A 25,025-nucleotide genomic window follows, 5' to 3' on the forward strand; every position below is an offset into this window, starting at 1 on the left:
TCCAAGAAGCCTTCTGGCACGACGCGAAAGCGTCGTGCTTTTCTTCACTCTGCTCCCACTCCCTTCACCTCTCCGCCCTTGATCACCATCTCAATCGTCCGCGTATTCGAAATCTCCTTCAACGGATTCTCCCGCAGCACCACCAAATCCGCCGTCTTCCCAGCTTCAACCGACCCGCTCTCCCGGTCTTTCCGCATGAATTCCGCCGCATCCAGCGTCGCCGCGCGCAGCGCCTCTGTCGGCGTCATCCCCATCTTTACCAGCAATTCCAACTCCCGATGCAGCGACGGCCCCGGAAAATCCATCACATCCAGTGAGTCGCTCCCCGCCAGCATCCTCACTCCCTGCTTATGCAGAAACGCCGCGATTCGCTGATCCCCCTTCCACTCCCTCTGCAGTAATTCCATGTGGGCATCTGAATTCTCCCCACGAAGCTTCTCCGCCGACCAATCCTCTTGCAATTTCTTCGGCAGCAGCTTGAGATATGCATCGTTCCTCGACAGCGTCGTCACATTCGCTCCGATCTCTTCTGCCACGAGCGTCGGCACCAGCCACGTTCCGTGCTGCACCATCGCTTCTGCGACAGCGGCGCAGTTCTTCTCATCGAAGTCATCCTCCGCCGCATTCACCGCGCGGTCGTACGCATCGGACTCCTTCGAATCGAACGATGCAATGAGCTTCTCCCGGTTCTCCTTCGGATGCCCCGAGCAATCCAGTGCCAGCACGCTCCAATTGATGTGCTCAATGCTCCGCTGTCCCGCCGCCGTCGCCTCCTGCACCGTCACCCCGTACGGCAGGTGTCCCACGAAATCAATCCCCTGCCTTTTGGCTTCTTCGCTAAGCGGAAAGTAGGCCGCGCGCGGGATATGCAGGATCTTGATGAAGTCCGCTCCCTGCGCCTTCAACTCGTCCACGGCTTTCACCGCATCGTCGGCCGACCGCACCGTGCGTTGTTCCGGCGCGGTCGACTTCTGCGTCGAGAGCATCGGCCCGCCGAAATACAAATTCGGCCCGCGCTGTTTCCCTTCCGAGATCTCGCCGCGCCACTTTTTCATCACCTCGATATCGCTTCCCATGTCGCGAACCGAGGTAATTCCGTAGTTCAGCAACTCGTTGAGAAGAACACTGCTCCACTTCCCGTCGGCACTTACTCCCGCGAGGTGCACATGCATGTCCCAGAGTCCGGGCATGACATACCCACCCGTGTGCAACACGACGACACTTTTATCCAGTTTCCCCGCCGCACCCACGCTGCGAATGCGTTCCCCCTCGATCACGACATCCCGATGCTCGATAATTTTCCCCGCACGCACATCCACCACGTTCACGTCGTGCAGAACGGTCGATTTCTGCGCCCAACCGCTCACCGGAATTACAAGAAAAGCAAAAAGCAACAGTCGTCTCAGCATCGCCGCCGAGTCTAACCCACGTCTTTCCAATTCAAAGCAGCGATACTCGAACCGCGCAAAATCAGGGACGACCCCACGCGAAAGTAAGTTATTCACCTCAGTAACCAAAATTCGATTACCCGCTTGTTACCGGCGTTATATTTACTTTTGCAGGGTCTGGCTGCATTATCTTCCCCGTAAGTTCGGCAGTTCTGGGGGAGGGCTGCCGTCGGCGCCCTGTGGCGAAAGCCCGGGGCGTTTGATTTTTTGGGCGAGACTTCTCGAACTTGCTGCCCGACAAGTTCAAGCCCCATTCCGGACCCAATTTCGTGGCACTTCCTCACCTGAGTCCAAACTGAGGATTCCGCCATCTAACTCAAGTGATAGGATGAAATTTCGGCCTAAGGGTGCAATCCGGGCCGTATGTAGTCCACCCGGAATCCTGGGTTCTATCTCAGCCTGGAGGCGCAATGGCAACTGACACGATCGTAGAAGTAACAGATTCGAATTTTGACCAATTAGTTCTGAAATCCGATAAACCCGTCCTCATTGATTTCTGGGCAGCATGGTGCGGTCCCTGTAAGGCACTCGCCCCGATCGTGGACGAAGTGGCGCAGTCGTATAACGGCAAAGTAACGGTCGGCAAAATGGACGTCGACAAGAACGCCGCGACCCCGTCCCGCTACGGCATCCGTGGCATCCCCACCCTTCTGCTCTTCAAGGGCGGCCAGGTGCAGGAACAAATCGTCGGCTACGTGGCCCGCGAGCGCATCGAGCAGGCGATCAACAAAGCCCTCTAAAGCGCACCTATAAAAAGTTCAAGCCCAGCCGCAAAGGCTGGGCTTCCTATTTTCTTCTGTCATCCTGAGCGGAGTCGCGCAGAGCGCGACGTAGTCGAAGGACCCCTATCTCCGCACCGATGCCTCGCCCTACCGATGCCTCGGCAGCACTGGCTCCTTCACCAGCTGTTTCTCTCCCGCCGCGTTCGCCTGATCAAACTTTCCATCGGTCGTGACCTTCATCACCATCAACACCTTGTCGTCAATGTTCTTCCCGCCGACGGAGAATGCTGTCACTTCTTCCAGCACCGCTTCTACAATCTCTTTCGCGTGCTTCGACCGATGCCGCGCCACTGCCTCCGCGAGCCGCTCGGTCCCATACTCTTCGTCTTCAGTATTGCTCGCTTCCTCAATGCCGTCGGTGCAGCACACCAGGATGTCCCCCGGCTCCAACTTCGCCGAGCCTCGGTTGTACTCCGCATCCGGGAACAATCCGATCACCGTCCCGCCATCTTCAAGCGTCTTGAACTCGCCCGTCGCGCCCTTCACAAGGATCGGCGGCACGTGCCCTGCGTTGATGTAATGCAACCCACCGCGACGAATATCCACCAGCCCCAGGAAGATGCTGAGGAACTTCTCCGACTTGGTGTCGTTGAAGATCATTTCGTTCAGCGAGATCGTCAGCACCTCGAGCGAGTGCAGGTGCATCACCAGCGCGCGCAGCGTCGCTTGCAAGTTCGACATCACCAACGCCGAACTAACGCCCTTGCCTTCGACGTCAGCAACAACGATCAACAGCGTTTGCGGACCCAGGTTTAGAAAGTCGTAGTAATCGCCGCCGACCTCGTAACACATGTGGTTGATCACGGCGATGTCGTATCCCGGCACCACCGGCGGCGCTTCCGGCAACAGGCTGCGCTGAATGTTTCTCGCCACCGCCAGGTCGCGTTCCATGCGCTGCTTCTCGAGTGCCTCGCGGTGCAGCCGTGCATTCTCCAGGGCCATAGCCATGTGGCCGGTCAGCTTGGTAAGGAACTCCTGGTCTTCGGGGGTGAACCGTCCGTGCGTGGATTGGTTCAGCAACTGCAGCACGCCGACGATCTCATTATTGTGGTGACGAATCGGCAGGCACAGCAGCGACTTCGTCGTGTACCCAGTCTTCTGGTCGAAGCTGCGATCGAAGAACGGCAGCGTGTACGCATCGGCCACGTTGATCACTTCGCCGGTCTCCGCCACACGGCCTGCCACGCCACGCCCGAATGGCACGCGCAGTTCCTGGTGCTCCAGTCCCGACGCCACAATCGACCACAACTCCTTGTGTGCCTTATCTACAAGGAACACGCTTCCCCGGTCGGCCTTCACCTCGGTGCGCGCGATCTTCATGATCAACTCGAGCAGCTCTGCAAGATCGAGCGTCGAGTTCAGCAGTCGCGTCGCTTCGAACAGCAACGACAGCTGCGTAATCGTCTTCTGGCTATCTTCGGACGCGAACATCTGGTGCAGCGCGATTGCGCTCGCATCGGCGAAGGTCTGCCACCAGCCCCTCTGTTCATCGCTTGGCGGATTTTGCGCCGCGTTCACCACTACGCCAAGGCACTGATTGCAATTCACCAGCGGATGCACCGAGACATACGCCAGCGTGCTCGTCGGCTCCTGGGCGGAAATCTGTTTGCGCTCCGTGAACGCCTGGCCAATCGGGTTCCCTTCCACCGACATCCGCAGCATGTTGTGCTCGGCCGCCGCTCCCGCCGCGCTCGCGAGGTTCAGGTTGTCGCTACCGTCATGCAGCCAAAGCTCGGAGCGTGCAGCCCCAAAGTTCGCCACCATCAGCGTGCTGATCTGCGAAATGAGGTCGTTCTGCGAACGCGGCGCAGTAATGTGAGTAATCGCGGTTGCGAATGCCTGGAGGAGGTCGTCCTGCTGTCCGCTGGGCACGGTGCCAGTAGCCGTCACGAAGAAACCTTTCGGGGACCGGGGGCGCGCGGCCAAGTGCGCTCACCGCTCCCGGAGCGAGTGCCGATAACTATATTGCGCGTACCGTGCGAAGTAAATAGAGGGAATGCGCCAAAGCCGCGTCTCTGGCTCGTTATAATGGCAGTTTCATGCCAAATTTCGCACCTGTAGAAGAACAACTCGCCTACCTGAAGAAGGGCTCTGCCGAAATCATCCGCGAGAGCGACCTCCGCGAACGCCTCGAAAAGTCGCGCCAAAGCGGCAAACCGCTGCGCGTGAAAGCCGGCTTCGACCCCACGGCCCCCGATCTCCACCTCGGCCATACCGTGCTGATGCGCAAGCTAAAGCACTTTCAGGACCTCGGCCACACCGTCATTTTCCTGATCGGCGACTTCACTAGCCTTATCGGAGACCCCACCGGCCGCATCGCGACCCGTCCGCCGCTCACCCGCGAGCAGATCGACCAGAACGCCGAAACCTACAAAGCCCAGGTCTTCAAGATTCTCGACGGCGCCAAGACCGAAGTCCGCTTCAACAGCGAATGGCTCGGCAAACTCGACTACGAAAAGCTCATCCGCCTCACCGCGAAGTTCACCGTCTCGCAGATGCTCGAGCGCGACGACTTCCATAAGCGCTACACAGACGAGAAGCCCATCGCCATGCACGAGTTCCTCTACCCCGTGGCGCAGGCCTACGACTCCGTTTGCCTCGAAGCCGACGTCGAACTCGGCGGCACCGACCAGAAATTCAACCTGCTCATGGGCCGCGAACTGCAGCGCCACTACAACCAGCCCAGCCAGATCGTCCTCACCATGCCGCTGCTCGAAGGCACCGACGGCGTGCAGAAGATGTCGAAGAGCTACGGCAACTACATCGGCATCACTGAAGCCCCGGAAGAAATGTTCGGCAAGGTCATGTCCATCAGCGACGCGTTGATGTGGCGCTACTACGAACTCCTCACCGATGTGAAGACCGAAGAGATCGAAGCGCTCAAAGCGAAAGTCGCAGCTGGCGAAGCCCACCCCATGAAGGTGAAGCAGGACCTCGGCAAAATCATCATTAGAGACTTCCACAACGCCGAAGCCGCCGAACACGCGGCAGAAAACTGGTCGAAGCAATTTCAGAAAAAAGAAGTGCCGGACGAGTTGGAAGAAGTCGCGCTCACCGCAGCCGACATCGGTCTCGACGGCGGCACCAGTGTCCGCCTCGACCGCGTTCTGGCAAAAGCAGGCCTGGCCGATTCCATGACGGACGCCGGCCGCAAAATCAAAGTCGGCGCTGTGAGAATAGACAGCGAAGTTGCCTCCGCCCCGCACCTGACCATCGCCGGCCTCCCTGCAAGTTGGGTAATTCGCGTAGGAAAACGCATGAAGCGCGTAACCGTGAGCTAGCAGACCAGGACTCGAGAATGACAAAGGGCGCGTTCATTTCATTCTTCGTCGCCGCGTCGATGATCCCGGCCACCCTCTTTTCGCAGTCACCCTCGAGCGAATACCAGGGCTCGCCGTATCACGACAGCCGCTATCAAGCGGGCGCCCAGAAGATTCCGGGAAAGGTGTTCTGTGCATACTATGACCTGGGCGGGGAGGGCGTCGCCTATCACGACACCGACCCACAGAACCACGGCAGCGGAGAACTGAATCCAGCCGATGGCTCCTACCTCAATGAATTTCGTATCCACGAGGGCGTGGATATCTCCTACACGAAATTCAATCGCAAGCCGAACCTGATCGACGACAATCCCTTCAACAAAGTCGTTCCGCCCGCGGACCTGCCTTACGTTGGCTGGACGGAGCCCAGCGAATGGTTCAACGTCACGGTTGAAGTCGCGCAGACCGGAACCTACGCGGCCGATTTCCTTTACACCTCGAACCGCGGCGGAACGATTTCGATCGACGTGAACGGAAAAGACGCGACCGGCCCGCTCGATATCACGACAACCAACGATCCCGCTGACCCGCTACCCTGGCGTCAGTGGCATCACTGGAATGTTGCTGGAGATCTGTTCAAGGTCACCTTGAGTAAAGGAAAGAACATTCTCACCGTGCACGTCCTGACGAACGGAAGTATGAATCTGGCGTACTTCGATTTCAAGCCAGTGAAGAAATAGCGCCAGACTGCACATTTCTGCTCACGCTTCCACGGAACTTCCGGTCTAAACTCATCGTCGCAGTACGCGAAAGGACTCGCGTGCAAATCGCGCCAATCTCGCGACTCTCCCTCCTCGCCGACTGCGGGCTGCTCCTCCTCGCACTGCATCTCCCCATTCACGCCCAGGAACAAGCCAATACGCCGAGAGATCTCGTTTACAGCGGCCCATGCAGACTCGGCGAAGCGCTGCCCGACACGCCGCGTTTTGAAGTGACCGGCGTCGTCCTGAATAACGTCACCGGATCGCCGATCGAAGGAGCTACCGTCAAGCTCAGTAGCGAATGCATATCCGACGAGCGCGCCCGCGCCACCACAACCGACGATGAAGGCAGGTTCACGTTCACCCACGTCCGCGGAATGGATGCCTACATCACGGCCACCTTCGGCGAGGCTTTCCCGGAGTGGAATGTTGGCCGCCGCGCCGACGACCCGCTGAATCGCTACACGATTGGCCCGCACACCGGAGTGATTACCCTGCGCCTTGCGCCACCCGCTTACATCACCGGTGTCGTGCGCGGCGCAGACGGCGCTCCGCTCTCTCCGGCGATGGTAACTCTGCGTTGTCTCCGCCCGTGGGGCGGCTGGCCGCAACACGAGGGCTGCAGTTCGTCCAACGTGAAACCCGACGGGTCGTATCGTCTCGGCCCGCTGCTGCCCGGTCGTTATGCGGTCGTTATCGAGCCCGAGGTGGAATTCGGAAAAGCTCCTGCCCCTGATGCCGATGGCGTAACCCGCAGCTATGTGCCGGTGCGCCAGCCTGCGCTTACCGACGACGAGAGTTGTCCCTATTTCGATCTGAAGGAAGGCGAGCAGAAGCGGCTCGACTTTAAGCTCAAGCGCGAAGTGTTGCACCACATCACGGGCGCGATCACCGGCAAGTCTTGGACGACCGTGAACGTCGTCGATCGCCTCGGCTCGCAATCTTATCCGGTGAAACTTCTGGCGCAGTGTTGCGAGTTTGAGGCATGGGCGCCAAACGGAAGCTTCCGGATAGTCGGCGACGGCAACCTCAAAGGCGAAGTCTCGATCAAGGTCCAGGACGGTGATCTTTCCGGCGTGGCGCTCCCCGCACACTCCGACGACCGCCTCACCATCCCCATCGAAGTCTCGAGTACTGCTCCGCCCAACGAGAACAGCGTTTGCCTGTTCGGCGAGACAGCTTGTGGCTTCTGGTACGCGAACTTCCTCCGCTTCAACCCGCAAGGTGAGTTTGACGTAGTGCTTCAATCCAGCATGAACGGCAGCACGTCCGACGGAGTACGACATGAGTCGGTCGAGGTTCCCTCCGGCAATTACGAGCTGATCGTTTCGACCACAGGCAACGTCTACGCCCAAACCATCTCATCGGGCGCGACAAATTTGTTGCGCGAGCGTCTCGCCGTGAATCCGGGCGACATACCCTCGCCCATTCGCATCGTGCTCGCCGAAGGCGAAATCGTCACCGGCACAACTCTGCGCAACGGCAAGCCGGCACGCGCGTTCGTGTATGCCGTTCCCAGCGAGAACGATGCTCGCGCTTTTCAGGGCGTCCCCAGCGACGAGCATGGGCAGTACAAGCTTGAGGGGCTCGCGCCTATCCAATACCACTTCTTCGCTTCCGACGTGGAACTGAACCTCGACCTTCACGATCCCGACGCAATGCGCCCCTGGCTGCAATCCTCCGAGACGCGCAGCCTTGCATCCGGGAGTACCACGTCGCTAGATCTACACGTGTTGACTCCTGCGAAGTAACCTTCCGCTCGTTAGAGATCTGCACCGTCTCTGATTTCCTCGAATTTTTTTGCACCCTCTGTCGAATTCCGCTCTGCTGGTTCGACCATAGAGTGAAGGCAGCACAACGAGGCCCCCTAAAGACAAATTCCAGGAGACGACAATGCCGCAATTTTTGGTTGCTGGTTACCTTCCCGACGACTTCGACCCGTCCCAAATGGACGAAGCGGCGGGCCTCAGAATCCACGAGCTCAACAAAGACATGATCGCTGCCGGCGTCAGAAAATTCGCTTGCGGACTCGGTCAAGCGAAGTCTCTGCGCTCACAGACCGATGGCGAAGTCCTCATCACCGACGGTCCATACCTTGAGACCAAGGAACACATCGGCGGTTTTTGGATTTTGGAATGCGCTGACATGGACGATGCCATGTCATGGGCGCGCAAAGCCGTCGCCGCCACTCGCGGCCAAGGCGAAGTGCGGGAGATTTTCTTCATGCCCGCTCCCGAAGAGAACTAAGCGATACGTTGTCCCACCAGGATGAAAGATATTTCATTCATGGACGAACGCGGATAATCGTCTTCCCCTTGCTCCGTTCGGTCGGGTTCAAGGTGGCGACCGCATCCTCGAGGCCGGCCACTTTGCCGATGATTGTCCGCAGCCGGCCATCCCGGACCCGCTGGACGAGCTCACTCAATTGGGCGCGATCGGATACGACGACGAAGTCGATCGTCAGGCCGCTAGAGGGCCGCGCCTCGGTCGGGCCGGCAATCGTCACCAGCGTTCCTCCGGCGCGAATCAGACCCGCAGACCGCTTTGCGATGTCGCCGCCGAGGACATCGAAAACCAGATCGACCGCGCCAACATCTTCCAGGGCGTCGTTATCGAGGTCGACGAACTCCTGTGCGCCGAAGTCGAGAGCCGTCTGACGGCGGGCAGCGCGTCCAGTGCCGATGACGTACGCACCGGCCTCACGTGCGAGCTGGCTCGCCATCGAACCGACTACGCCCGCCGCACCGTGCACGAGGACGCTTTGTCCCGCACGAAGGCGGCCGTGCTCGAACAGCCCCTGCCACGCGGTCAGACCAGACATCACAAGGGCCGCGCCCACGTTGAAGTCGACGTCGCCCGGCAGCGGTGCAAGGTTGTGTGCCTCCACGGCCACCTGTTCCGCCAGCGTGCCGTCGCGATACCAGTCGGTGAGGCCGAACACCCGCTGTCCAATCGACAACCCTGTCGTGCCATAGCCGAGAGCGGTGACCACTCCGGCCAATTCGTGTCCGGGGATGGAAGGACTCCGGTCACGGCCGGCGCGATCAGTCCAGGTCGAGGGCCAAGTCAGCTCATCCCCAGTGAATCCCGACGCGTGAACCTGAACAACTACATCGTTTATCGCCGCCTGCGGCGCGGGCCGCTCCTCCAGTTTCATCCCGGCAGTTCCCGCAGCCTGGTCCGTCACCACAATCGCCTTCATCGCTCACCACCCTGTCTCGATCTCAACTTCATGACATATTCTCCTTCCACGGTCAGGGCATATTGGAATGGAATAGCCGGAAGTCCCGCAATCATCGGGATGCCGGGTCATGGCAAAGCGATGCCACTCAAGACATTTTCGGATTACTTGTGATCAGGCGATTAATGAGATGGTCCGCCGCCGAGTACGATCTTTCGGCTCGGCAGATTCCAACAGGAGGATCATCTCATGCGTATCGTAGCGGTCGGTATCGATCTCGGTAAAACCGTGTTTCACCTGGTGGCGATGGGAGAGCGCAACCGCGTGCTGGTGCGGCGGAAGTTCTCGCGTCAACAGCTGTTGGCTTACACGGCCAACCTCGAGCCCACTTTGATCGGCACCGAAGCCTGTGCCGGCGCCCATTTTCTCGCGACAGCCCTATGTGCGCAGGGACACGACGTGCGCCTCATGGCAGCCCAGTTCGTGAAGCCTTACCGTAAGTCGAACAAGAGTGACTTTCTCGATGCCGAGACGATCGCCGACGCGGTGCAGAAGGAGAACATGCGCTTCGTGCCAGTCAAGACCGACGAGCAACTCGATCTGCAGGCTATGCACCGCGTGCGCACTCGCCTGGTGCAGCGGCGCACGGCACTGATCAACGAGATCCGCGGGTTCCTGCTGGAGCGCGGCATCATCTTTCCCGCGAAGCCGATTCACCTGCGCAAGCAACTTCCGGGTGTACTGGAAGACGCGACCCAGAACCTGACGCCGAGGCTGCGCTGGCTGCTCTCTGAACTTGCGGAGGAGTGGAAGGAGTTGGAAGCTAGGATCATCGCTATCAGCGACGCCATCGAGCGGATCAGCACCAGCGATCCGCTCTGCCAGCGCCTGCGCAAGATCCCCGGCTTCGGGCCGCTGGTCTCAACAGCAACCGTAGCTGCTATCGGCAACGGATCGTCATTCCGCAGGGGTCGCGACTTCGCGGCATGGCTCGGTGTTGTTCCCCGACAGTACTCCACGGGCGGCAAGACGGCGCTCTACGGCATGAGCAAACGCGGCAACCGTTATCTACGACAGCTGCTGATCCATGGCGCGCGTGCTGTCCTGATCCGGGTGAAGTACGACACCGCAGGGTTGGGGCAGTGGATCCACAAGCTGGCCGAGCGTGCACCGCGCAACAAGGTGATCGTCGCGATCGCCAACAAGCTGGCGCGTATCGCCTGGGCGGTACTCGCGAAGGGTGAGCCTTACCGCCATCAGCCCTTGGCGGCCGCAGTGTAGTTCGGCCGTGGAAAAGACGCTGCGCTTGGAAAGCAAAAAACGCTTTCCACTTTCCCACCGCCGCTGCGGCGGCTGGTGATCAACCAGTTCTACCAGGGTCTGCGGAGGGAGAAGAAGGACGAGAAAACAGTCAAACGGCGCGCCGGAAAACCTGTTGTTGATAACGGTCTCACTGACCGAGCGATTTATCAGGACCGGCGCGCGCGGATCATCATCGAGGCCCGGAGAATCGAATCTCCACATTGAGGCCGGATACATTTGCGCAGACTGTCATTCCGTCCATCACTCTACCTCTTGCAGTCCGGCGGCGGACCATACATTACCAACAGCGATCAGAATGCACGCCGGGTGCCCCACTTCTCGCGTGTGAAAATCGGAGGCTGTCACCGCGCCTATCGACAATCGTGTTGCCTCGGGACTGGTTGCCGTATTGCGATTTCTTGCCAATCAAGCGTGCACTGCCCGCCGATCTCAACTCGATTTCCCAACATCATTCCTCTAAGCACTCGTAATAAATCGAGGAGCCATCGCTCTCGACCGTGTTCTCCGCCAGTTTGCGGAAAGACGGCCAAACCTCTCTCGTGATTCTGACCCGATTGTTGCAGAGAATCTGTTCGTGATCGGCACACACCAGGCGGTGCTCGCGGTTCGGAGCCTTGTCATTCAAGTCGAAGCAGATCGCATCGAAGCTCCCCGTGTCAGGCCGTCCGACTTGGAACAGTCCAGCCGGAACGAGTAACTCACTCAAGCTTCCGTTCGCCCTTGACGTAGCTCCGAAGAACTCGCTCGCCTCAACCGCAGGCCCCCACGCAAAGAGCGTGATTCCGCCAACGTCAAAGGCGGGAAAAGAATAATGCGAAAGGAAGTGCTCAAAGGACTGCGGCATCCTTTTCGACAGCTGCTGTTCTAGCCGTGCGAACAGTTCGAGATTGTCCTGTGCTTGGACCGGAACGCCATGGTCCACGAGTTTGCTGACAAACGTCTCGACCAAATCGTCTGGGTTCATGCTAGTTCGGCTCGCGGTTTCCGAAACACTCGCAGCACCGCTGACGCGACAGTCGTCCACGCGCCAGCCCACAATACGATGATCAGTGCGTATTGCACTACCCCCGAAACTGTAAGAGCAGCGTCATGGAAATCTTGGCGGACGATTCCACCGGTGTAGGTCGCAGTCCATCCAAACAGAGCGGCAAGCAGTGCTCCAAAAGCGGACGACACGCGGCTGATCGTGTTTCGACTGCTCGACCACCCGATTTCATTGATGAGCCACCATCCTAAGGTGCCAAAGATCGCGAACACGAGGAACAGCGCAAGGTCGCTCTCAAATCGCGAGATTGCAATTGAGCACAAAGGGTCAAGGGAAACCAGTCGGTACCAAGTGCCTCCGGGCCTGGCGGCCGATGACAAACCCGTCACGATGCACAGGAGCAAGTGAGTACCGGGCAACAAGATTCTGATCGCTCTTGAGTTGAAGGCCATTCAGGACAACCGCGACTGGAAGCATAACCTCTGCTAACGGCCCTCACCACAAGGCATCGTGCCACACCGGCATTACTTGCGATATGGCGATTAATGAGATGGTCCGCCGCCGAGTACGATCTTTCGGCTCGGCAGATTCCAACAGGAGGATCATCTCATGCGTATCGTAGCGGTCGGTATCGATCTCGGTAAAACCGTGTTTCACCTGGTGGCGATGGGAGAGCGCAACCGCGTGCTGGTGCGGCGGAAGTTCTCGCGTCAACAGCTGTTGGCTTACACGGCCAACCTCGAGCCCACTTTGATCGGCACCGAAGCCTGTGCCGGCGCCCATTTTCTCGCGACAGCCCTATGTGCGCAGGGACACGACGTGCGCCTCATGGCAGCCCAGTTCGTGAAGCCTTACCGTAAGTCGAACAAGAGTGACTTTCTCGATGCCGAGACGATCGCCGACGCGGTGCAGAAGGAGAACATGCGCTTCGTGCCAGTCAAGACCGACGAGCAACTCGATCTGCAGGCTATGCACCGCGTGCGCACTCGCCTGGTGCAGCGGCGCACGGCACTGATCAACGAGATCCGCGGGTTCCTGCTGGAGCGCGGCATCATCTTTCCCGCGAAGCCGATTCACCTGCGCAAGCAACTTCCGGGTGTACTGGAAGACGCGACCCAGAACCTGACGCCGAGGCTGCGCTGGCTGCTCTCTGAACTTGCGGAGGAGTGGAAGGAGTTGGAAGCTAGGATCATCGCTATCAGCGACGCCATCGAGCGGATCAGCACCAGCGATCCACTCTGCCAGCGTCTGCGCCAGATCCCAGGCTTCGGGCCGCTGGTTTCGACAGCAACCGTGGCCGCTATCGGCAACGGGTCGTCGTTCCGCAAGGGTCGCGACTTCGCGGCGTGGCTCGGTGTTGTTCCCCGACAGTACTCCACGGGTGGCAAGACGGCGCTCTACGGCATGAGCAAACGCGGCAACCGTTATCTACGACAGCTGCTGATCCATGGCGCGCGTGCTGTCCTGATCCGGGTGAAGTACGACACCGCAGGGTTGGGGCAGTGGATCCACAAGCTGGCCGAGCGTGCACCGCGCAACAAGGTGATCGTCGCGATCGCCAACAAGCTGGCGCGTATCGCCTGGGCGGTACTCGCGAAGGGTGAGCCTTACCGCCATCAGCCCTTGGCGGCCGCAGCGTAGTTCGGCCGTGGAAAAGACGCTGCGCTTGGAAAGCAAACACCGCTTTCCACTTTCCCACCGCCGCTGCGGCGGCTGGTGATCAACCAGTTCTACCAGGGTCTGCGGAGGAAGAAGAAGGACGAGAAAACAGTCAAACGGCGCGCCGGAAAACCTGTTGTTGATAACGGTCTCACTGACCGAGCGATTTATCAGGACCGGCGCGCGCGGATCATCATCGAGGCCCGGAGAATCGAATCTCCACATTGAGGCCGGATACATTTGCGCAGACTGTCATTCCGTCCATCACTCTACCTCTTGCAGTCCGGCGGCGGACCATACATTATCGCCAGCTATTTGGAATTGCTCTTCTGAACCCACTCTCGTGTTCCAGTGATAGTGTCAATCTCCTTCGCCAAAGAAAGCACCCGTCCGGGGCGGTTGCAGCCTTCCAAGACCTCATGCAGTCGCGCTCCTATCGTTACCGAGATGCGCACTTCTGGATAGTCCACGCAAACGTTGCGCTCTTCGGGCCAATCGAAGAAGTTTTCTGCTTTAAGCCTCATCATCAGCTTTTTGACAACCTGCGCCGAAACCGTTTTCTCACGCTCGCCCTCCGCGACCACGTAGTATTTCCCTTCGTAACGAACGCGTCCGACACCGTCGATCGTAACGACGTATCCGGGGCAAGCTCCCACGCACCCTGTACGTTCGAGTTTCACGAGGAAATCGCCGGTCGGCGCGGTGTCTTGCCCCCACACAGAACCGAGGCATAAAAGAGCGAGAAGAAAGGCAGAACAGACAAACTGTCTTTGCATAGTGATTAGAATCAATAAATCTGGACTGGCAAAGATCGTTGGCGATAACAGCTCTTACCATTACCTATTTCGCCACTTCTCGAAAATCGCGAGAAGTGGGCGATCTGGCCGTGTTGAAATCGTAAGAGAACGAAGCTTAAAAGAAAAGATGGGAGTTGTCGCCTTATGCGCAACAAGAGTTTGATACTAGCGGTTCTTCTCCTTTCACTCGTTCCCTGCGTGTGGCCCCAGGCCACGAAAGCGCCGTTCCTCTCGCGCCATGCGAGTATCGCTGCCGGCAGCCACGGCGTGGTTGTTTCCGGCAAGCCTGCCGCCACAGCCGCCGGCATCAAGATTCTGCAGCAAGGCGGAAACGCCGCCGACGCTGGTGCCGCTACTCTGCTGGCGCTGTCTGTCACCTCAGTAGGTGCGTTCTGCGTGGGAGGAGAAATCCCCATCCTGGTTTATAGCGCGGATCAAAAAAGCGTGAAGCTGCTGGAGGGACAAGGCGAGGCCCCACGCGATCCCAAAGCGATCGCATGGTACATGAAGCATGGAATCCCGGACGGTGATGTCAAAGCCGCCGCTGTACCTGGCACCATCGATGCGATCGTCACCCTGCTGAAGCTCTACGGAACAAAAAGCTTCGAGGAGGTCGTACAGCCGACGCTGGCCATTCTGGATGCCGGCGGTCCTACTTGGTATATCGATACCGGCAGCGGCGAGCGGATCGAAACGGGCGTGCACTGGCAGGCTGACCTGGCCGTGACTTATCGCAAATTGGTGGACTCGGAAAAGGCCGCGAAAGGTACGCGGCAGCAGAAATTGCAGGCAGTCTCGGATCGCTTCTATCGCGGCGATATCGCTGACGCCCTGGAAGCCTGGTATATCGAAAAGGGCGGATTCCTGCGCAAGCAGGATTTGGCCGCGCACAAGACTCCGGTCGTGGATCCGCTCAAAACCACATATCGCGGCTACGAGGTATATAAGGCTGGTCCTCTGACGCAGGGTCCATATCTCTCCCAGACACTGCGGCTGTTGGAAGGTTTCGACCTGAAGAAGATGGGCTTCAATTCGGCGGATTACATCCACACGGTGATTGAAGCGGAGAAGCTGGCGCTGGCCGACCGCGATGAGTATTACGGCGATCCGAACTACGCGAAAGTGCCGATGCAATTGTTGCTCTCAGATCAGTACACCAATATGCGACGCGAGCTGATCGATCCGAAGCGGGCATCTCTCGAGCTCCGGCCCGGCGATCCTTACAATATGAAAGCGACCAGGCCGCCCACGATCACCGGTCCATGGCATGGAGGAACCACGGTGATGTGTGTAACAGACAAATTTGGCAACGTCATCGCGGCGACTCCGAGCGGGCTGTCGAGCACAGCGGGCGTGGCCGGACGCACAGGTATCATTCATGGAAGCCGGCTCAGCAGCCTGAACACATTTGCCGGAACTCCCAACGTCATCCAAGCTGGCAAACGGCCACGAATCACGCTGAGCCCCACGCTGCTTTTCCGTGACAACCACCCGGTGATGGCGATCTCCGTAGCGGGCGGCGATCAGCAGGATCAGGCGGCCATCCAGGTCATCCTTGACTACGTGGAATTCGGCATGAAGCCCGAGGAGGCGTTTAGCGCGCCTCGCTTCTCCACCACGCATTTCATCAGTTCCTTCAGCCAGGAGCGCGCCGAGTTGGGCAGCCTGTCTCTCCCGAACGCTCTGCCTGAAGAAGTGCAGGCCGATCTGAGGGCTCGCGGGCACGTGATTACCATGAGCCGCGAAGCAGTAGGTGGAGTGGCGCTGATCGGCATTGACCCCAAGGCCAAACAGGCTACAGCCGTGGGCCCGGCCGCCGGCGAGATGGAATAGATTCTGGTTGAGTATTGTGGGCTATTCGATTAAGCAAAAACTACCACTACCTATTTTGGCACCGTCCGATTACTTGCGAGAAGGCGATTTACCGATAGCTATCGCGCAGCTCACGTCAATAATGCTTGGTCATTCAGTAATATCGCGATTGTTCAGGCGTACCACCGCCCACAAGTACAACAGGGCAGGAGGTAGCACATTGGCTAGGCCGAATCTCCATAACGGCTCCCGGAGGTTCGGAAGTTTATCGACGGGGAAGGCTTTTGTGATTAACGGTGCAATCGGATAGTAAAGATATCTGAACGAGAGATAAGGAGCCAGCCCCGCTCTCATCGGCATGAAATTCAGAAAAAGAAATACTATTAGCGAGAGCATCACGGTGACGAATGCCTCTAGCAGTGTGCGCCTCAGCAATGCAAGGGAAGGTACGAGCCAGATAAAGCAAGCTGAAAAGAAGAGCAATCGTAAAGAAAACGACCAGACCGCGCCCGCCGATGCCCAGCCGATGTGCTGCCAACTACCGGCAAAACCAGACCAGCACACGAGTGTTGATATATAGATGACGACAATCAGCAGACCATGGAGGCCGACCGCAATCAACTTGGAATTGGCGTAGGATGTCCGCGAGCACGGAAAACTGCAGCCGATCTTAATCATCCCGTATTGGCTATCGACCGCTACGCAATACGTTGCCATAACCATCAGTAACATCTGAATTGCGAACATCTTTTCCCACGATGCGAAGAACAGGAAAGGAAGAAATGCGCTCCAATCCTCCAGAGCCACATGTGATCTTAGATCTTCACCTTTAAGAAGGTCGTACGCTATCAGACTTGTGAAAGTAATCACGGCAATCGCGCCATAACTCGTAAATCGAAAGTGCCAAATTTTCACAAATTCCGCCTGGATTGAGCGCCGCATTGTGCTGCGGCTACGCATTGCAGACGCCTTCCCTCGAAAACTGCTCGATATATTGCTGTTCTAATCCGCCTTCGTCGTGTCGCATTTCAAGCAATCCGAGTCCAGCGAGCACAATAGATTTGGCCAAGTCCGCTTCCCTTGGCCCCTCTAGGCACACTCGGACATCAGTCTCGGAGCTCTGATGACTCGCTACATAGTCGAGTGTTCCCAGTAGCGTCAGGAGCGCGGATTGATTCGAGGTTTTCACGCGCAATACCGGTTTGATTGGTGTGTCTCGAAGACTCGTCTCGGCAATGATCTTGCCAGACTGAATCGATACAACTCGATCGCATACGCGTTCAATTTCGTGGAGCAGGTGGCTTGAGAGGAGAATGCCAATTCCTCGCTCATTCGCCAGCCGTCGAAGCAACGCACGAAACTCTATTACTCCAATTGGATCAAGTCCATTTGTCGGTTCATCCAGAACGAGATACTGAGGGGAGCCGATCAGTGACATCGCTATGCTGAGCCTCTGCTTCATTCTGGTCGAAAATTGTGAGCTGCGCTTTGAGTCATCAGCTAGACCGGCGCCGGAAAGAGCAGAACGAACGCTCTCCTCCACATCGACTCCAGCGACACGCGCCACATATTCCAGGTGACGGCGTGCGTTCAACATCGGGTATCTTGGCGCGGCGTCCACAGTGCCACTGACCCTCCGAAGAAACTCAACGCGACTTTTGTTGAGAGATATTTCATCGGCCAGTATTTCGCCGCCGTTTGCGGTGATCAGGCCGAGGATAACGCGCATGGTCGTTGACTTATCTGCTCCGTTGGGGCCGACCAATCCGACGATTTCACCTTGGGATATCGAAAAAGACACGTCAGATACCGCAACGTTTCGTCCATAGGCTTTCGCAACGTGCCTGATTTGCAATGTCATTCAATTTGTCGTTTCTTTCCGTCTGAAGGTCGCTGAAGATGTCCGTCTCAAGTCGGATTCTGGACTCGACAAGATCAACCGAAAGTGGTCTCTTGAGTCAGGCACAGACCTATTGAAAGGCCGCTAAGGGCCGCTTTGCAAGATAACTGTTGGGAACAGCCCTTACCACTACCTATTTTGGCACCGCCCGATTACTTGTGGTAAGGGGATTTACCAGCAGTAAATCGAACCACCCAGTTCGGCAGGCGATGCCATGCATGTCCGTAAAAACGTCCGCCTGTGAAAGTTCATCCCGCTATTGGCCAGAAGGCGCTCCAGATTTTGTCGGTGCTACTTGCGAACACAGTAAACTGCGCAAGGAGAGCGACTCCACAGTTAATAAGACAGGCCGTCCAGTGATTGGGGCTACAGGCACTTTGGTACTTGTTTTTCCATGTATTTCGCTCGAAAGTGCACGTTCCACATGCCCGCACGAGGTATTTTGACTGTGAATGCGCCTGTAACTTCCTCTATGCTGACAGTATCGAAAATAATCGTCCCTTGTGACTCCTTGCATTCGCCTTCGTCCGGGCAGAAGCGTGCGGTCATCGGAAGAGCTGAGGCATCATTGCTCTTTGACCTTGGAAGTCCTCCCAAGACGTTAACGATAAGCGTACCTTCTCCACCTCCCACAAGTTTGAGTTGAAATATTTCTTCAGGTGGACAAGTAATGCGAAAAGCGCCGATCATCTCCATTCTTTCAACTTGCGCGAACATTTGAGTTGCGACGAATAGAACCGCTGAGGCAAGTAATAACGAATACTTAGGCATGTAGTCTTTCCTTGTCATTATTTGCTGCTGGTAACAGCCCTTACCACTAGTAAATCGTGCCACATCGGGTTTACTTGCGATATGGGGATTTACCGCCAGCAATGGACGCCATCAGGGATGTGCCGCGAGGAACCAGCGCACTTCGACCATGATTAGCACGAACCAAAGAGTAAGCGTCATCGCGATATTCCAACTAATCTGCTTTCGAACTGAACTGGATGGATAGAACCGCGAATGCAGTCGCCACGGTTCATAGCGCTGCCCTCCCCACAACCCCAGCCAATTCAGCGTCGAGTATCGTCGTTGGGGGTTCTGTTGGTTAACTTCCGTGACGAGCCGGTGGATGTATTTCCACGGCCGAAGGTAAAAAATTGCCGCGACAGCAAATAACACAATGCCAGTCAGTTGCATCGGCTTCGCATCCTAGCAGCAGATTGTTGGCGATAACAGCGCTTGCCACTACCTATTTTCCCTCACCGGGATTACTTTGCGATAAGCTCGGTGGCCCCACTTCTCGCGATTTTCGAGAAGTAGGAATGTGATTGCCTGACCCTACACTGCCGACAAACTCTTCACCACCAACTCAATCTTCGGCGGATGCAACAGCGTGTTGTGAATCAGGCAATGATGCACTGCCCGCTCCACGCCCGCCCGATGCTCCTCACTGAGTTCCACTGGCGCATCCACTTCGATCGTGAATATTCCCAACCGCGGCGGTTCCTTCAACTTCTCGGCCGTCACCCGGACTTTCGTTCCCTCGGTCGCCAGCTTGAACTTCTTTAAATATTGCGCTGCGTAAAATCCGGCGCAGGATGCCAGCGATGCCAGCATCAGTTCCGGCGGCGTCATCCCTTCATCGAACCCGCCATTCTCTGCTGGTTGGTCGCATACGATGGTGTGCTGCCGCGCCTTGATTTCGAACTGCACGCTTCCCAGATGATTGACTGTGACTTCCATGGCCGTTTCCTTTCTCTACTTCCCTGTTAACGCCGCATCGATCTGCTCGCGCAACCCACGTCGCGCCCGATGCAGCCGCGACTTCATCGCCGATAACGAAATCTTCAACCGCTGTGCCACTTCCTCGCCCGGCAACTCCTGGATATCGCGCAACTCGTAAACTTCGCGGTCCACTGGCGGCAGCGCCGCCAACGCCGCTGCCATTACACTCTTCATCTGCCGCATCGCCAACTTCGCATCCGCTGGCTCTTCCGGCGACGCAATCTGCCTGCCTTCATCCTCGAGCGCCGAGAGCTGCAGCAGCGGTGCGAGCGCGTGTTGCTCCTTCACCTGCCAGCAAATCCTTCGCGCAATAATCGCCAGCCATCCGCGGAATGCCTCCGCATCCCGCAACTTCTCAAGGTTGCGATATGCCTTGAGCAAAGCCTCGATCAGCACGTCTTCCGCGTCTTCGCGATTACCGCATACCCGGATCATCTGCCGATAGACGGCGTCTTTGTGCTCGTTCGCGAGCTCCTCAAAATCCATCCTTCGATCTTTTCATTGGCCTGACGCCAACTCAATCCTTCACTGTGCAAACCGTACCGTTCCCGTTCCGAATTGCACTCAGCTTGGAGCCGCGGTTCCACGGCATCCTTGCCAGTAGTTCACCCATCGCGCAGAAGTCCGTCAATCCCGCAAACGTCAGCCCCGCCCCAACGAAGGCGCTCAGAAACACAAACCGGGGATGCACGGTCAACGACGCCACCACTCCCGCGAGCACAAGAACCCCTGCCCCAAACCGCACCTGGCGTTCCAATGACCACCGCGTCTTCGCGTTTACCACCACCGAATTTCCCGCGCGATACCACGCATCCATGCCGCCGGCCAGCACCGCTACATCGCTGCGGCAAGGCGCGATCAAGTTCGCCGCGATCTTTGCGCGGGTGCCGCCTTTGCACACCAAAACGATCGGCCCTGGATCAACGTCCTGAATGCGTGACTCGATCTGGTCCAGCGGCACATTCACCGCCTGCGCAATGTGCCCTGTCGCGAACTCGGATGGCGTACGAACATCCACAATCTGCTCACCTCCCGATAGTTCTGACGTTTCGATCAGCTTGAACATTTCTTCTCCTATTGAGGGAGAGCGCCCGCGCAACCCAAAGGATTCGCGGACGAAGAAATATTTTGGTGGGGGCGAACTCTTCCGTTACTCTCGGAGCACTTCACTTCGGAGCAATCCTTTGCGTGTCATTGCCCTCCTCGGTCCGCGTGCCGACGAGGCCCTCGTTAAGAAATTCGACTTGCCGGGCGTCAACATCTTTACCGGCAACGATATGGATCCCACCGACCGTCCGGGCGCAGCCATCGTCCTTGGCGGCGACGGCACCCTCCATCGTCACCTCGCCCCTCTGGTCGAAAGCCGCACGCCGTTTCTGCACGTACCGCTTGGCGGCGGCAACGACATCGCGCGCTCCCTCGGCATTCACAGCGTCCACGACGCCCTCAATGCCTGGAAGAAGTTCGTCAGCGCGGGCACCAACGTTCGCGAAATTGATGCCGGCACCATCACCCACTTGAAATCCGAGCTTCCCGACGAGCCCCTCCAGTCCGACGACGCCTGGACCCGCGAACTCGAAGCCAGCCAACTCGATCCCGCGAACCATCTCGCAGTCCTCGGCCCCAAGATCATGGAGTCGCAGCTCCGTCACCTCATCGAGCAGCGCCAGCATCTTGCCGCGTTGCCGAGCTATTTCTGCGGTGTCGCCGGCGTCGGCTTCGATAGTGAAGCCAACCGCCGCGCTAACAATATGACGTCATGGCTGCGGCGCCACGGTGGCTACACGCTGGCGGCCGCACGCACTCTCTTCTCCTACAAGCCCGCGCGCATCACGGTCTCGCTCCCCGCGCCCAAGTGGGCGCCCACCGACGATGGCTGGGTCGCGAAAATCGACGAACCCGCCTTGCTCTGCGCTGTCGGCAACACTTCTAGCTACGGTGGAGGCATGCGCCTCACCGCGAAGGCCGAAATGGACGACGGAGAACTTGACGTCTGCTTCGTTCGCGGCGTGGGCCCGTTGACCGTCCTGCGCTTCTTCCGGCGCGTCTTTTCGGGAACGCATCTCTCGCTCAAATACATCGAGTACCTCCAGACCGACCGCCTTAGGATTTCCACCGAGAAGCCCATGCCGATCTATGCCGATGGAGAATATGTCTGCGAGACGCCGGTAGAACTGACAGTCGTTCCGCGGGCTTTGCGGGCAATTGGCCCTTAGCCCGCCATCAAAGTGGGGACAAAACGCATTTCGCCAGGGACTTCCGCTTCAAAAGGATTCCCTTAACACGAAAATTTGGAAACCTTTTCCAACAATCACGGTCTATACTTTTAACAACAACGGCTATGTCGACGTCCGCCCTGGAAAAACCGACTTTACCTGATCCTGAGGTTCCCCCAGCAGATTCGGGCTACCGCCTGACGATGCTGGACGCGGAAAACAGCTACGCCGTCGATCGCAAGTCCTTCTACTATTCGTACGCGATCAATATGTTCACGGTCCTCCTCGTCATCTGGGCGAGCCACTGGACCTTCACCCACAAAGAAGTCCTTCAGAAGCAGGTTTCGACCCTGGCTACCGACATCGGCGAGTATCTCCCGATGCCCGTCGGCAACAAGGCCATGGGCGGCGGTGGCGGCGGCGGCGATCGCGACAAACTCGCGGCCCCCAAGGGCGCAGTACCCAAGATCAAGACCGACATTCAAATCACGCCTCCTGCGGTCGTCGTCCGCAATGAAAACCCAAAGCTCGCCGTGGAACCATCCGTCGTGGCGCCGCCGAATATTCCGGTGCTGAAGACCGGTGATCTCGGCGATCCGCTCGCGAAAATCATGGGTGCCCCATCCAACGGAACCGGCGCTGGTGGCGGCATTGGCAGCGGTTCGGGTGGTGGCGTCGGATCGGGACGCGGACCGGGTGTGGGACCGGGGTGGGGTGGTGGCTACGGCGGCGGAGTTTATCGCGTGGGAAATGGCGTGAGCGCACCGGTCGCGGTTTATGACCCGGAGCCGGACTACTCCGAAGAAGCGCGCAAGGCGAAATATCAAGGCGTGGTGGTTCTCGCGGTTGTGGTTGGACCGGACGGAAGAGCGCATGACCCGCGGGTGCAACGCTCGCTGGGCATGGGTCTTGACGAGAAAGCCATTGAGAAAATCAAAGAGTGGAAGTTCGAACCGGCGAAGAAAGACGGCGTGCCGGTGGCGGTGATGGTCAGCATCGAAGTCAGTTTCCACCTCTACTAAACAAGTTCAAAAAGGCGCTGGCGCGGGCAATCCGCGCCTTTTCTTTTCCAGGTTAGCGGGAAGAAACAGGGAAAACTGCAGGTAAAACCCGAAGTTTATGAGTTAGTTAACAAAATTTTCTAAGTGCTTATTTACTGCGGACTTAGAAATCGGACTGCTCTACAAGGACTCGGTTTTGCCGGCGGTTTCGTCGCCTCGAAAGCCGTGAAAAGCGATCGTAAAACCAGAAAAGTGGTCGTGTCGCGCTGTTTGCCGCAAAGGTGGTACATGCGGGGTGAAGGGTTTTGTTTACTGACAAGTACATGGGCTTTCGACGGGCGGTAAAAGCAGATTCTTCGTCGCTGCGCTCCTCTGAATGACAAGGGAGAGTTGGGCGGGGGATCGTGCAGCTCGGCTGGCGCGAGGCGGTAACAGCAGATCCTTCGTCGCTTCGCTCCTCAAGGATGACAGGAGAGAGTCGGGCGAGGGATGGAGAGGTTTGGGCTGGCCGTGAGAGAGTTGGACGGCTCAGACTTCAAGCCAGCGGCAGGCTTCGGCTACGGTCCGGAAGACCTCAACCTGGGTGCCGGTGTGCGTGAGCTGGTGATAGGTCTGCATCATTCGGCCGACCCCGAAGAAGGCCGGGTTCACCGCAACCAGTGCTCTCCTGGAAGTGGGTGAGAACACGCTGCGGGTGGCGATGGTGCGTATTTCTTCCGCCGACAACTCGATCAGTTCCGCTTGCAACGACTCGATGAGCTGATGGTAGGTACGATCGAACTCGGGATCCGCGAGGAGCTTGTCCTGGTGCGCGCGAGCCTCGGCATACGTAAGGACGCCCGTGATCGTACTGAGCACAAGGCGGCGTTCTTTATCGATCACGTAACGAATCGGCATCTTTTCAGGTTGGCCACGAAGGCGGGTTTGGGAAGTTTAGCTTTACCGACGAGCTGCTGTCATCCACTACCCGAAGAACACAACCGGTCAATGGTCATGATTGAACGGCACGGAACATTCAACGGTGGCTCCCTGGCCGGGGACTGAGACGAGCGCGAGAGTACCGTGAACGAGGTTGGTTCGTTCGCGCATACTCAGCAATCCGATGCCGCCTGCCAGCTTTGCCTGCTCGACATCGAAACCGATGCCGTTGTCGCGAATGACCAACTTAAGCTGATCTTCCGTGCTAGAGAGCTGAACCGTAACGTTGGTGGCGCGGCTGTGTTTGGCGATGTTGTGCAGCGCCTCCTGGGTAATGCGGAGCAGGCAAAGGGAGGTCATGTTGTCGAGCTTCTGGGGCAGATCGACGAGTTCACAATCCACAGGTATCTTCCATTGCTTCGAAAACTCGCGGCAAGCGCCCTGGATGGCACGGGACAATCCGAGGTACTCGAGACTTGAAGAGTGCAGTTCATGCGCCATCTTCGAGATTCGTCGCACGACTTCTCGAAGGTCATCGGCCAACGCTGGCGCATCGGGATGGCGTTTGCCGGGCTCGTTGGAGACCGGCTTTCCAGCGCGCTCCATCTGGAAGGTCAGGATCATGAGGGACTGACTGATGTCGTCGTGGAGTTCGCGGGCGATGCGGGCACGCTCGGCTTCCTGAGCGGTGACGAGGCGCTCCGCGAGTTCGCGACGGGCATGTTCCGCCTGCTTCTGCCCCTCAATATCGATGCAATAGCCAAGCAGCCCATGATGATCGCCAATCGTCACCGGGGTAGCCATATCGCGCATCCAACGATAGTTTCCGGAGGCATCTCTCAGGCGATACTCGGCGGCATGCCCCTCACTTTCATTTGTACGCGCCGCTCGCAGGGGTAAGAGATCATCAGGATGCACACAGGCGATCCAACCTTCACCGATGGACTCCGCGAGGGTGCGCCCAGTGAGTTTTAACCAGGCGGGATTGAAATGACTCCGTTGCACGAGCGAGTCTCCCGCCCAACTCGGAATGGGTGAGCTTTCCAAGGCCGGCAGAACCACACTCGCCATCTTGTCCGCGAGATTTTCCATAAACGTGACGAATGTTCTTTCGTTCTTTATTACAAAGCAGCCTTCGCGTCATTTCAACGAAATAGTAGAGGGATCATTTTGCGATTTCTTTCGATTCGCTTCGTGGTTTTTCCTTGGGTG

25 protein-coding genes are annotated in these 25,025 nt (G+C 57.8%); 10 read left to right on the plus strand and 15 right to left on the minus strand.

Features of this window, described 5'->3' with window-relative positions:
- Positions 1-44 precede the first annotated feature (44 nt).
- The gene (locus tag ACID345_RS15810) at positions 45-1,409 is read right to left on the minus strand and encodes an amidohydrolase family protein (protein WP_083763776.1); all 1,365 of its coding nucleotides are present in this window, start codon (positions 1,407-1,409) and stop codon (positions 45-47) included.
- 449 nt (positions 1,410-1,858) lie between these two features.
- Between ACID345_RS15810 and trxA the strand changes: the two genes are divergently transcribed.
- Positions 1,859-2,188, plus strand: coding sequence for a thioredoxin (trxA, locus tag ACID345_RS15815; RefSeq protein WP_011523869.1), 330 nt, complete (start codon positions 1,859-1,861; stop codon positions 2,186-2,188).
- 129 nt (positions 2,189-2,317) lie between these two features.
- Here trxA and ACID345_RS25665 read toward each other — a convergent pair whose 3' ends face one another.
- Positions 2,318-4,120, minus strand: a complete 1,803-nt coding sequence (locus tag ACID345_RS25665) for a PP2C family protein-serine/threonine phosphatase (protein ID WP_049761935.1) — start codon at positions 4,118-4,120, stop codon at positions 2,318-2,320.
- Between the two features lie 149 nt (positions 4,121-4,269).
- Here ACID345_RS25665 and tyrS point away from each other — a divergent pair, with 149 nt between their 5' ends.
- The 4 genes from tyrS (at position 4,270) to ACID345_RS15840 (ending at position 8,498) form a co-directional block, all read left to right on the plus strand.
- A complete protein-coding gene (gene tyrS / locus ACID345_RS15825; RefSeq protein ID WP_011523871.1) occupies positions 4,270-5,511 on the plus strand; it encodes a tyrosine--tRNA ligase in 1,242 nt (413 codons plus the stop codon).
- Positions 5,512-5,528: 17 nt separating this feature from the next.
- The gene (locus ACID345_RS15830; protein ID WP_011523872.1) at positions 5,529-6,230 is read left to right on the plus strand and encodes a hypothetical protein; all 702 of its coding nucleotides are present in this window, start codon (positions 5,529-5,531) and stop codon (positions 6,228-6,230) included.
- Positions 6,231-6,310: 80 nt separating this feature from the next.
- Entirely contained in the window at positions 6,311-8,002 is a 1,692-nt protein-coding gene (locus ACID345_RS15835) for a carboxypeptidase-like regulatory domain-containing protein (protein WP_011523873.1), read from the plus strand.
- A gap of 142 nt (positions 8,003-8,144) precedes the next feature.
- The gene (locus ACID345_RS15840) at positions 8,145-8,498 is read left to right on the plus strand and encodes a YciI family protein (protein ID WP_011523874.1); all 354 of its coding nucleotides are present in this window, start codon (positions 8,145-8,147) and stop codon (positions 8,496-8,498) included.
- A gap of 37 nt (positions 8,499-8,535) precedes the next feature.
- On the opposite strand, the gene ACID345_RS15845 is transcribed toward ACID345_RS15840, so the two are convergent.
- Entirely contained in the window at positions 8,536-9,453 is a 918-nt protein-coding gene (locus tag ACID345_RS15845; RefSeq protein ID WP_011523875.1) for an NADP-dependent oxidoreductase, read from the minus strand.
- A 228-nt stretch (positions 9,454-9,681) separates the two neighbouring features.
- On the opposite strand from ACID345_RS15845, the gene ACID345_RS15850 reads away from it, so the two are divergent.
- A complete protein-coding gene (locus tag ACID345_RS15850) occupies positions 9,682-10,713 on the plus strand; it encodes an IS110 family transposase (protein ID WP_011523249.1) in 1,032 nt (343 codons plus the stop codon).
- 490 nt (positions 10,714-11,203) lie between these two features.
- Here ACID345_RS15850 and ACID345_RS15855 read toward each other — a convergent pair whose 3' ends face one another.
- Together ACID345_RS15855 and ACID345_RS15860 are read right to left on the minus strand one after the other, a co-directional pair.
- On the minus strand, positions 11,204-11,719 hold the full coding sequence (locus tag ACID345_RS15855) for a hypothetical protein (RefSeq protein WP_011523876.1): 516 nt from the start codon (positions 11,717-11,719) through the stop codon (positions 11,204-11,206).
- Complete coding sequence (locus ACID345_RS15860; RefSeq protein ID WP_041855776.1) at positions 11,716-12,063, minus strand: hypothetical protein; 348 nt, start codon at positions 12,061-12,063, stop codon at positions 11,716-11,718. Before ACID345_RS15860 ends, ACID345_RS15855 begins: the two co-directional genes overlap by 4 nt.
- 286 nt (positions 12,064-12,349) lie before the next feature.
- Between ACID345_RS15860 and ACID345_RS15865 the strand changes: the two genes are divergently transcribed.
- Positions 12,350-13,381, plus strand: a complete 1,032-nt coding sequence (locus ACID345_RS15865) for an IS110 family transposase (RefSeq protein WP_011521152.1) — start codon at positions 12,350-12,352, stop codon at positions 13,379-13,381.
- 329 nt (positions 13,382-13,710) lie between these two features.
- On the opposite strand, the gene ACID345_RS15870 is transcribed toward ACID345_RS15865, so the two are convergent.
- On the minus strand, positions 13,711-14,079 hold the full coding sequence (locus ACID345_RS15870) for a DUF6438 domain-containing protein (protein ID WP_148210137.1): 369 nt from the start codon (positions 14,077-14,079) through the stop codon (positions 13,711-13,713).
- 261 nt (positions 14,080-14,340) lie between these two features.
- On the opposite strand from ACID345_RS15870, the gene ACID345_RS15875 reads away from it, so the two are divergent.
- Complete coding sequence (locus tag ACID345_RS15875) at positions 14,341-16,029, plus strand: gamma-glutamyltransferase family protein (RefSeq protein WP_011523878.1); 1,689 nt, start codon at positions 14,341-14,343, stop codon at positions 16,027-16,029.
- Between the two features lie 129 nt (positions 16,030-16,158).
- Here the strand turns inward: ACID345_RS15875 and ACID345_RS15880 are convergent, their stop codons facing one another.
- The 7 genes from ACID345_RS15880 to ACID345_RS15910 form a co-directional block, all read right to left on the minus strand.
- Complete coding sequence (locus ACID345_RS15880; protein ID WP_011523879.1) at positions 16,159-16,968, minus strand: hypothetical protein; 810 nt, start codon at positions 16,966-16,968, stop codon at positions 16,159-16,161.
- Positions 16,961-17,869, minus strand: coding sequence for an ABC transporter ATP-binding protein (locus ACID345_RS15885; RefSeq protein ID WP_011523880.1), 909 nt, complete (start codon positions 17,867-17,869; stop codon positions 16,961-16,963). The genes ACID345_RS15880 and ACID345_RS15885 overlap by 8 nt, the downstream gene beginning before the upstream one ends.
- Positions 17,870-18,274: 405 nt before the next feature.
- Positions 18,275-18,679, minus strand: coding sequence for a hypothetical protein (locus ACID345_RS15890; protein ID WP_041855778.1), 405 nt, complete (start codon positions 18,677-18,679; stop codon positions 18,275-18,277).
- Positions 18,680-18,790: 111 nt separating this feature from the next.
- A complete protein-coding gene (locus ACID345_RS15895; RefSeq protein ID WP_041855779.1) occupies positions 18,791-19,090 on the minus strand; it encodes a hypothetical protein in 300 nt (99 codons plus the stop codon).
- A 141-nt stretch (positions 19,091-19,231) separates the two neighbouring features.
- On the minus strand, positions 19,232-19,636 hold the full coding sequence (locus ACID345_RS15900; protein ID WP_011523881.1) for an OsmC family protein: 405 nt from the start codon (positions 19,634-19,636) through the stop codon (positions 19,232-19,234).
- Between the two features lie 15 nt (positions 19,637-19,651).
- Positions 19,652-20,164 (minus strand): RNA polymerase sigma factor, encoded by a 513-nt coding sequence (locus ACID345_RS15905; protein ID WP_011523882.1) that lies wholly within the window; start codon positions 20,162-20,164, stop codon positions 19,652-19,654.
- A gap of 31 nt (positions 20,165-20,195) precedes the next feature.
- Entirely contained in the window at positions 20,196-20,744 is a 549-nt protein-coding gene (locus ACID345_RS15910) for a rhodanese-like domain-containing protein (RefSeq protein ID WP_011523883.1), read from the minus strand.
- A 118-nt stretch (positions 20,745-20,862) separates the two neighbouring features.
- Between ACID345_RS15910 and ACID345_RS15915 the strand changes: the two genes are divergently transcribed.
- Both ACID345_RS15915 and ACID345_RS15920 read left to right on the plus strand, forming a co-directional pair.
- Positions 20,863-21,894: a diacylglycerol/lipid kinase family protein gene (locus ACID345_RS15915; protein ID WP_011523884.1), complete on the plus strand. Its 1,032-nt coding sequence runs from the start codon at positions 20,863-20,865 to the stop codon at positions 21,892-21,894.
- Positions 21,895-22,019: 125 nt separating this feature from the next.
- Positions 22,020-22,916, plus strand: a complete 897-nt coding sequence (locus ACID345_RS15920; RefSeq protein WP_011523885.1) for an energy transducer TonB — start codon at positions 22,020-22,022, stop codon at positions 22,914-22,916.
- A 507-nt stretch (positions 22,917-23,423) separates the two neighbouring features.
- Here ACID345_RS15920 and ACID345_RS15925 read toward each other — a convergent pair.
- Together ACID345_RS15925 and ACID345_RS15930 are read right to left on the minus strand one after the other, a co-directional pair.
- Positions 23,424-23,792 carry a hypothetical protein gene (locus tag ACID345_RS15925; protein WP_011523886.1) on the minus strand — a complete coding sequence of 123 codons (369 nt, stop codon included), beginning with the start codon at positions 23,790-23,792 and terminating at the stop codon, positions 23,424-23,426.
- 87 nt (positions 23,793-23,879) lie between these two features.
- Positions 23,880-24,905: an ATP-binding protein gene (locus ACID345_RS15930; protein ID WP_049761938.1), complete on the minus strand. Its 1,026-nt coding sequence runs from the start codon at positions 24,903-24,905 to the stop codon at positions 23,880-23,882.
- Between the last annotated feature and the right edge of the window lie 120 nt (positions 24,906-25,025).

The sequence above is a fragment of the Candidatus Koribacter versatilis Ellin345 genome, assembly GCF_000014005.1.
In the GTDB taxonomy this organism is placed as follows: domain Bacteria; phylum Acidobacteriota; class Terriglobia; order Terriglobales; family Acidobacteriaceae; genus Korobacter; species Korobacter versatilis_A.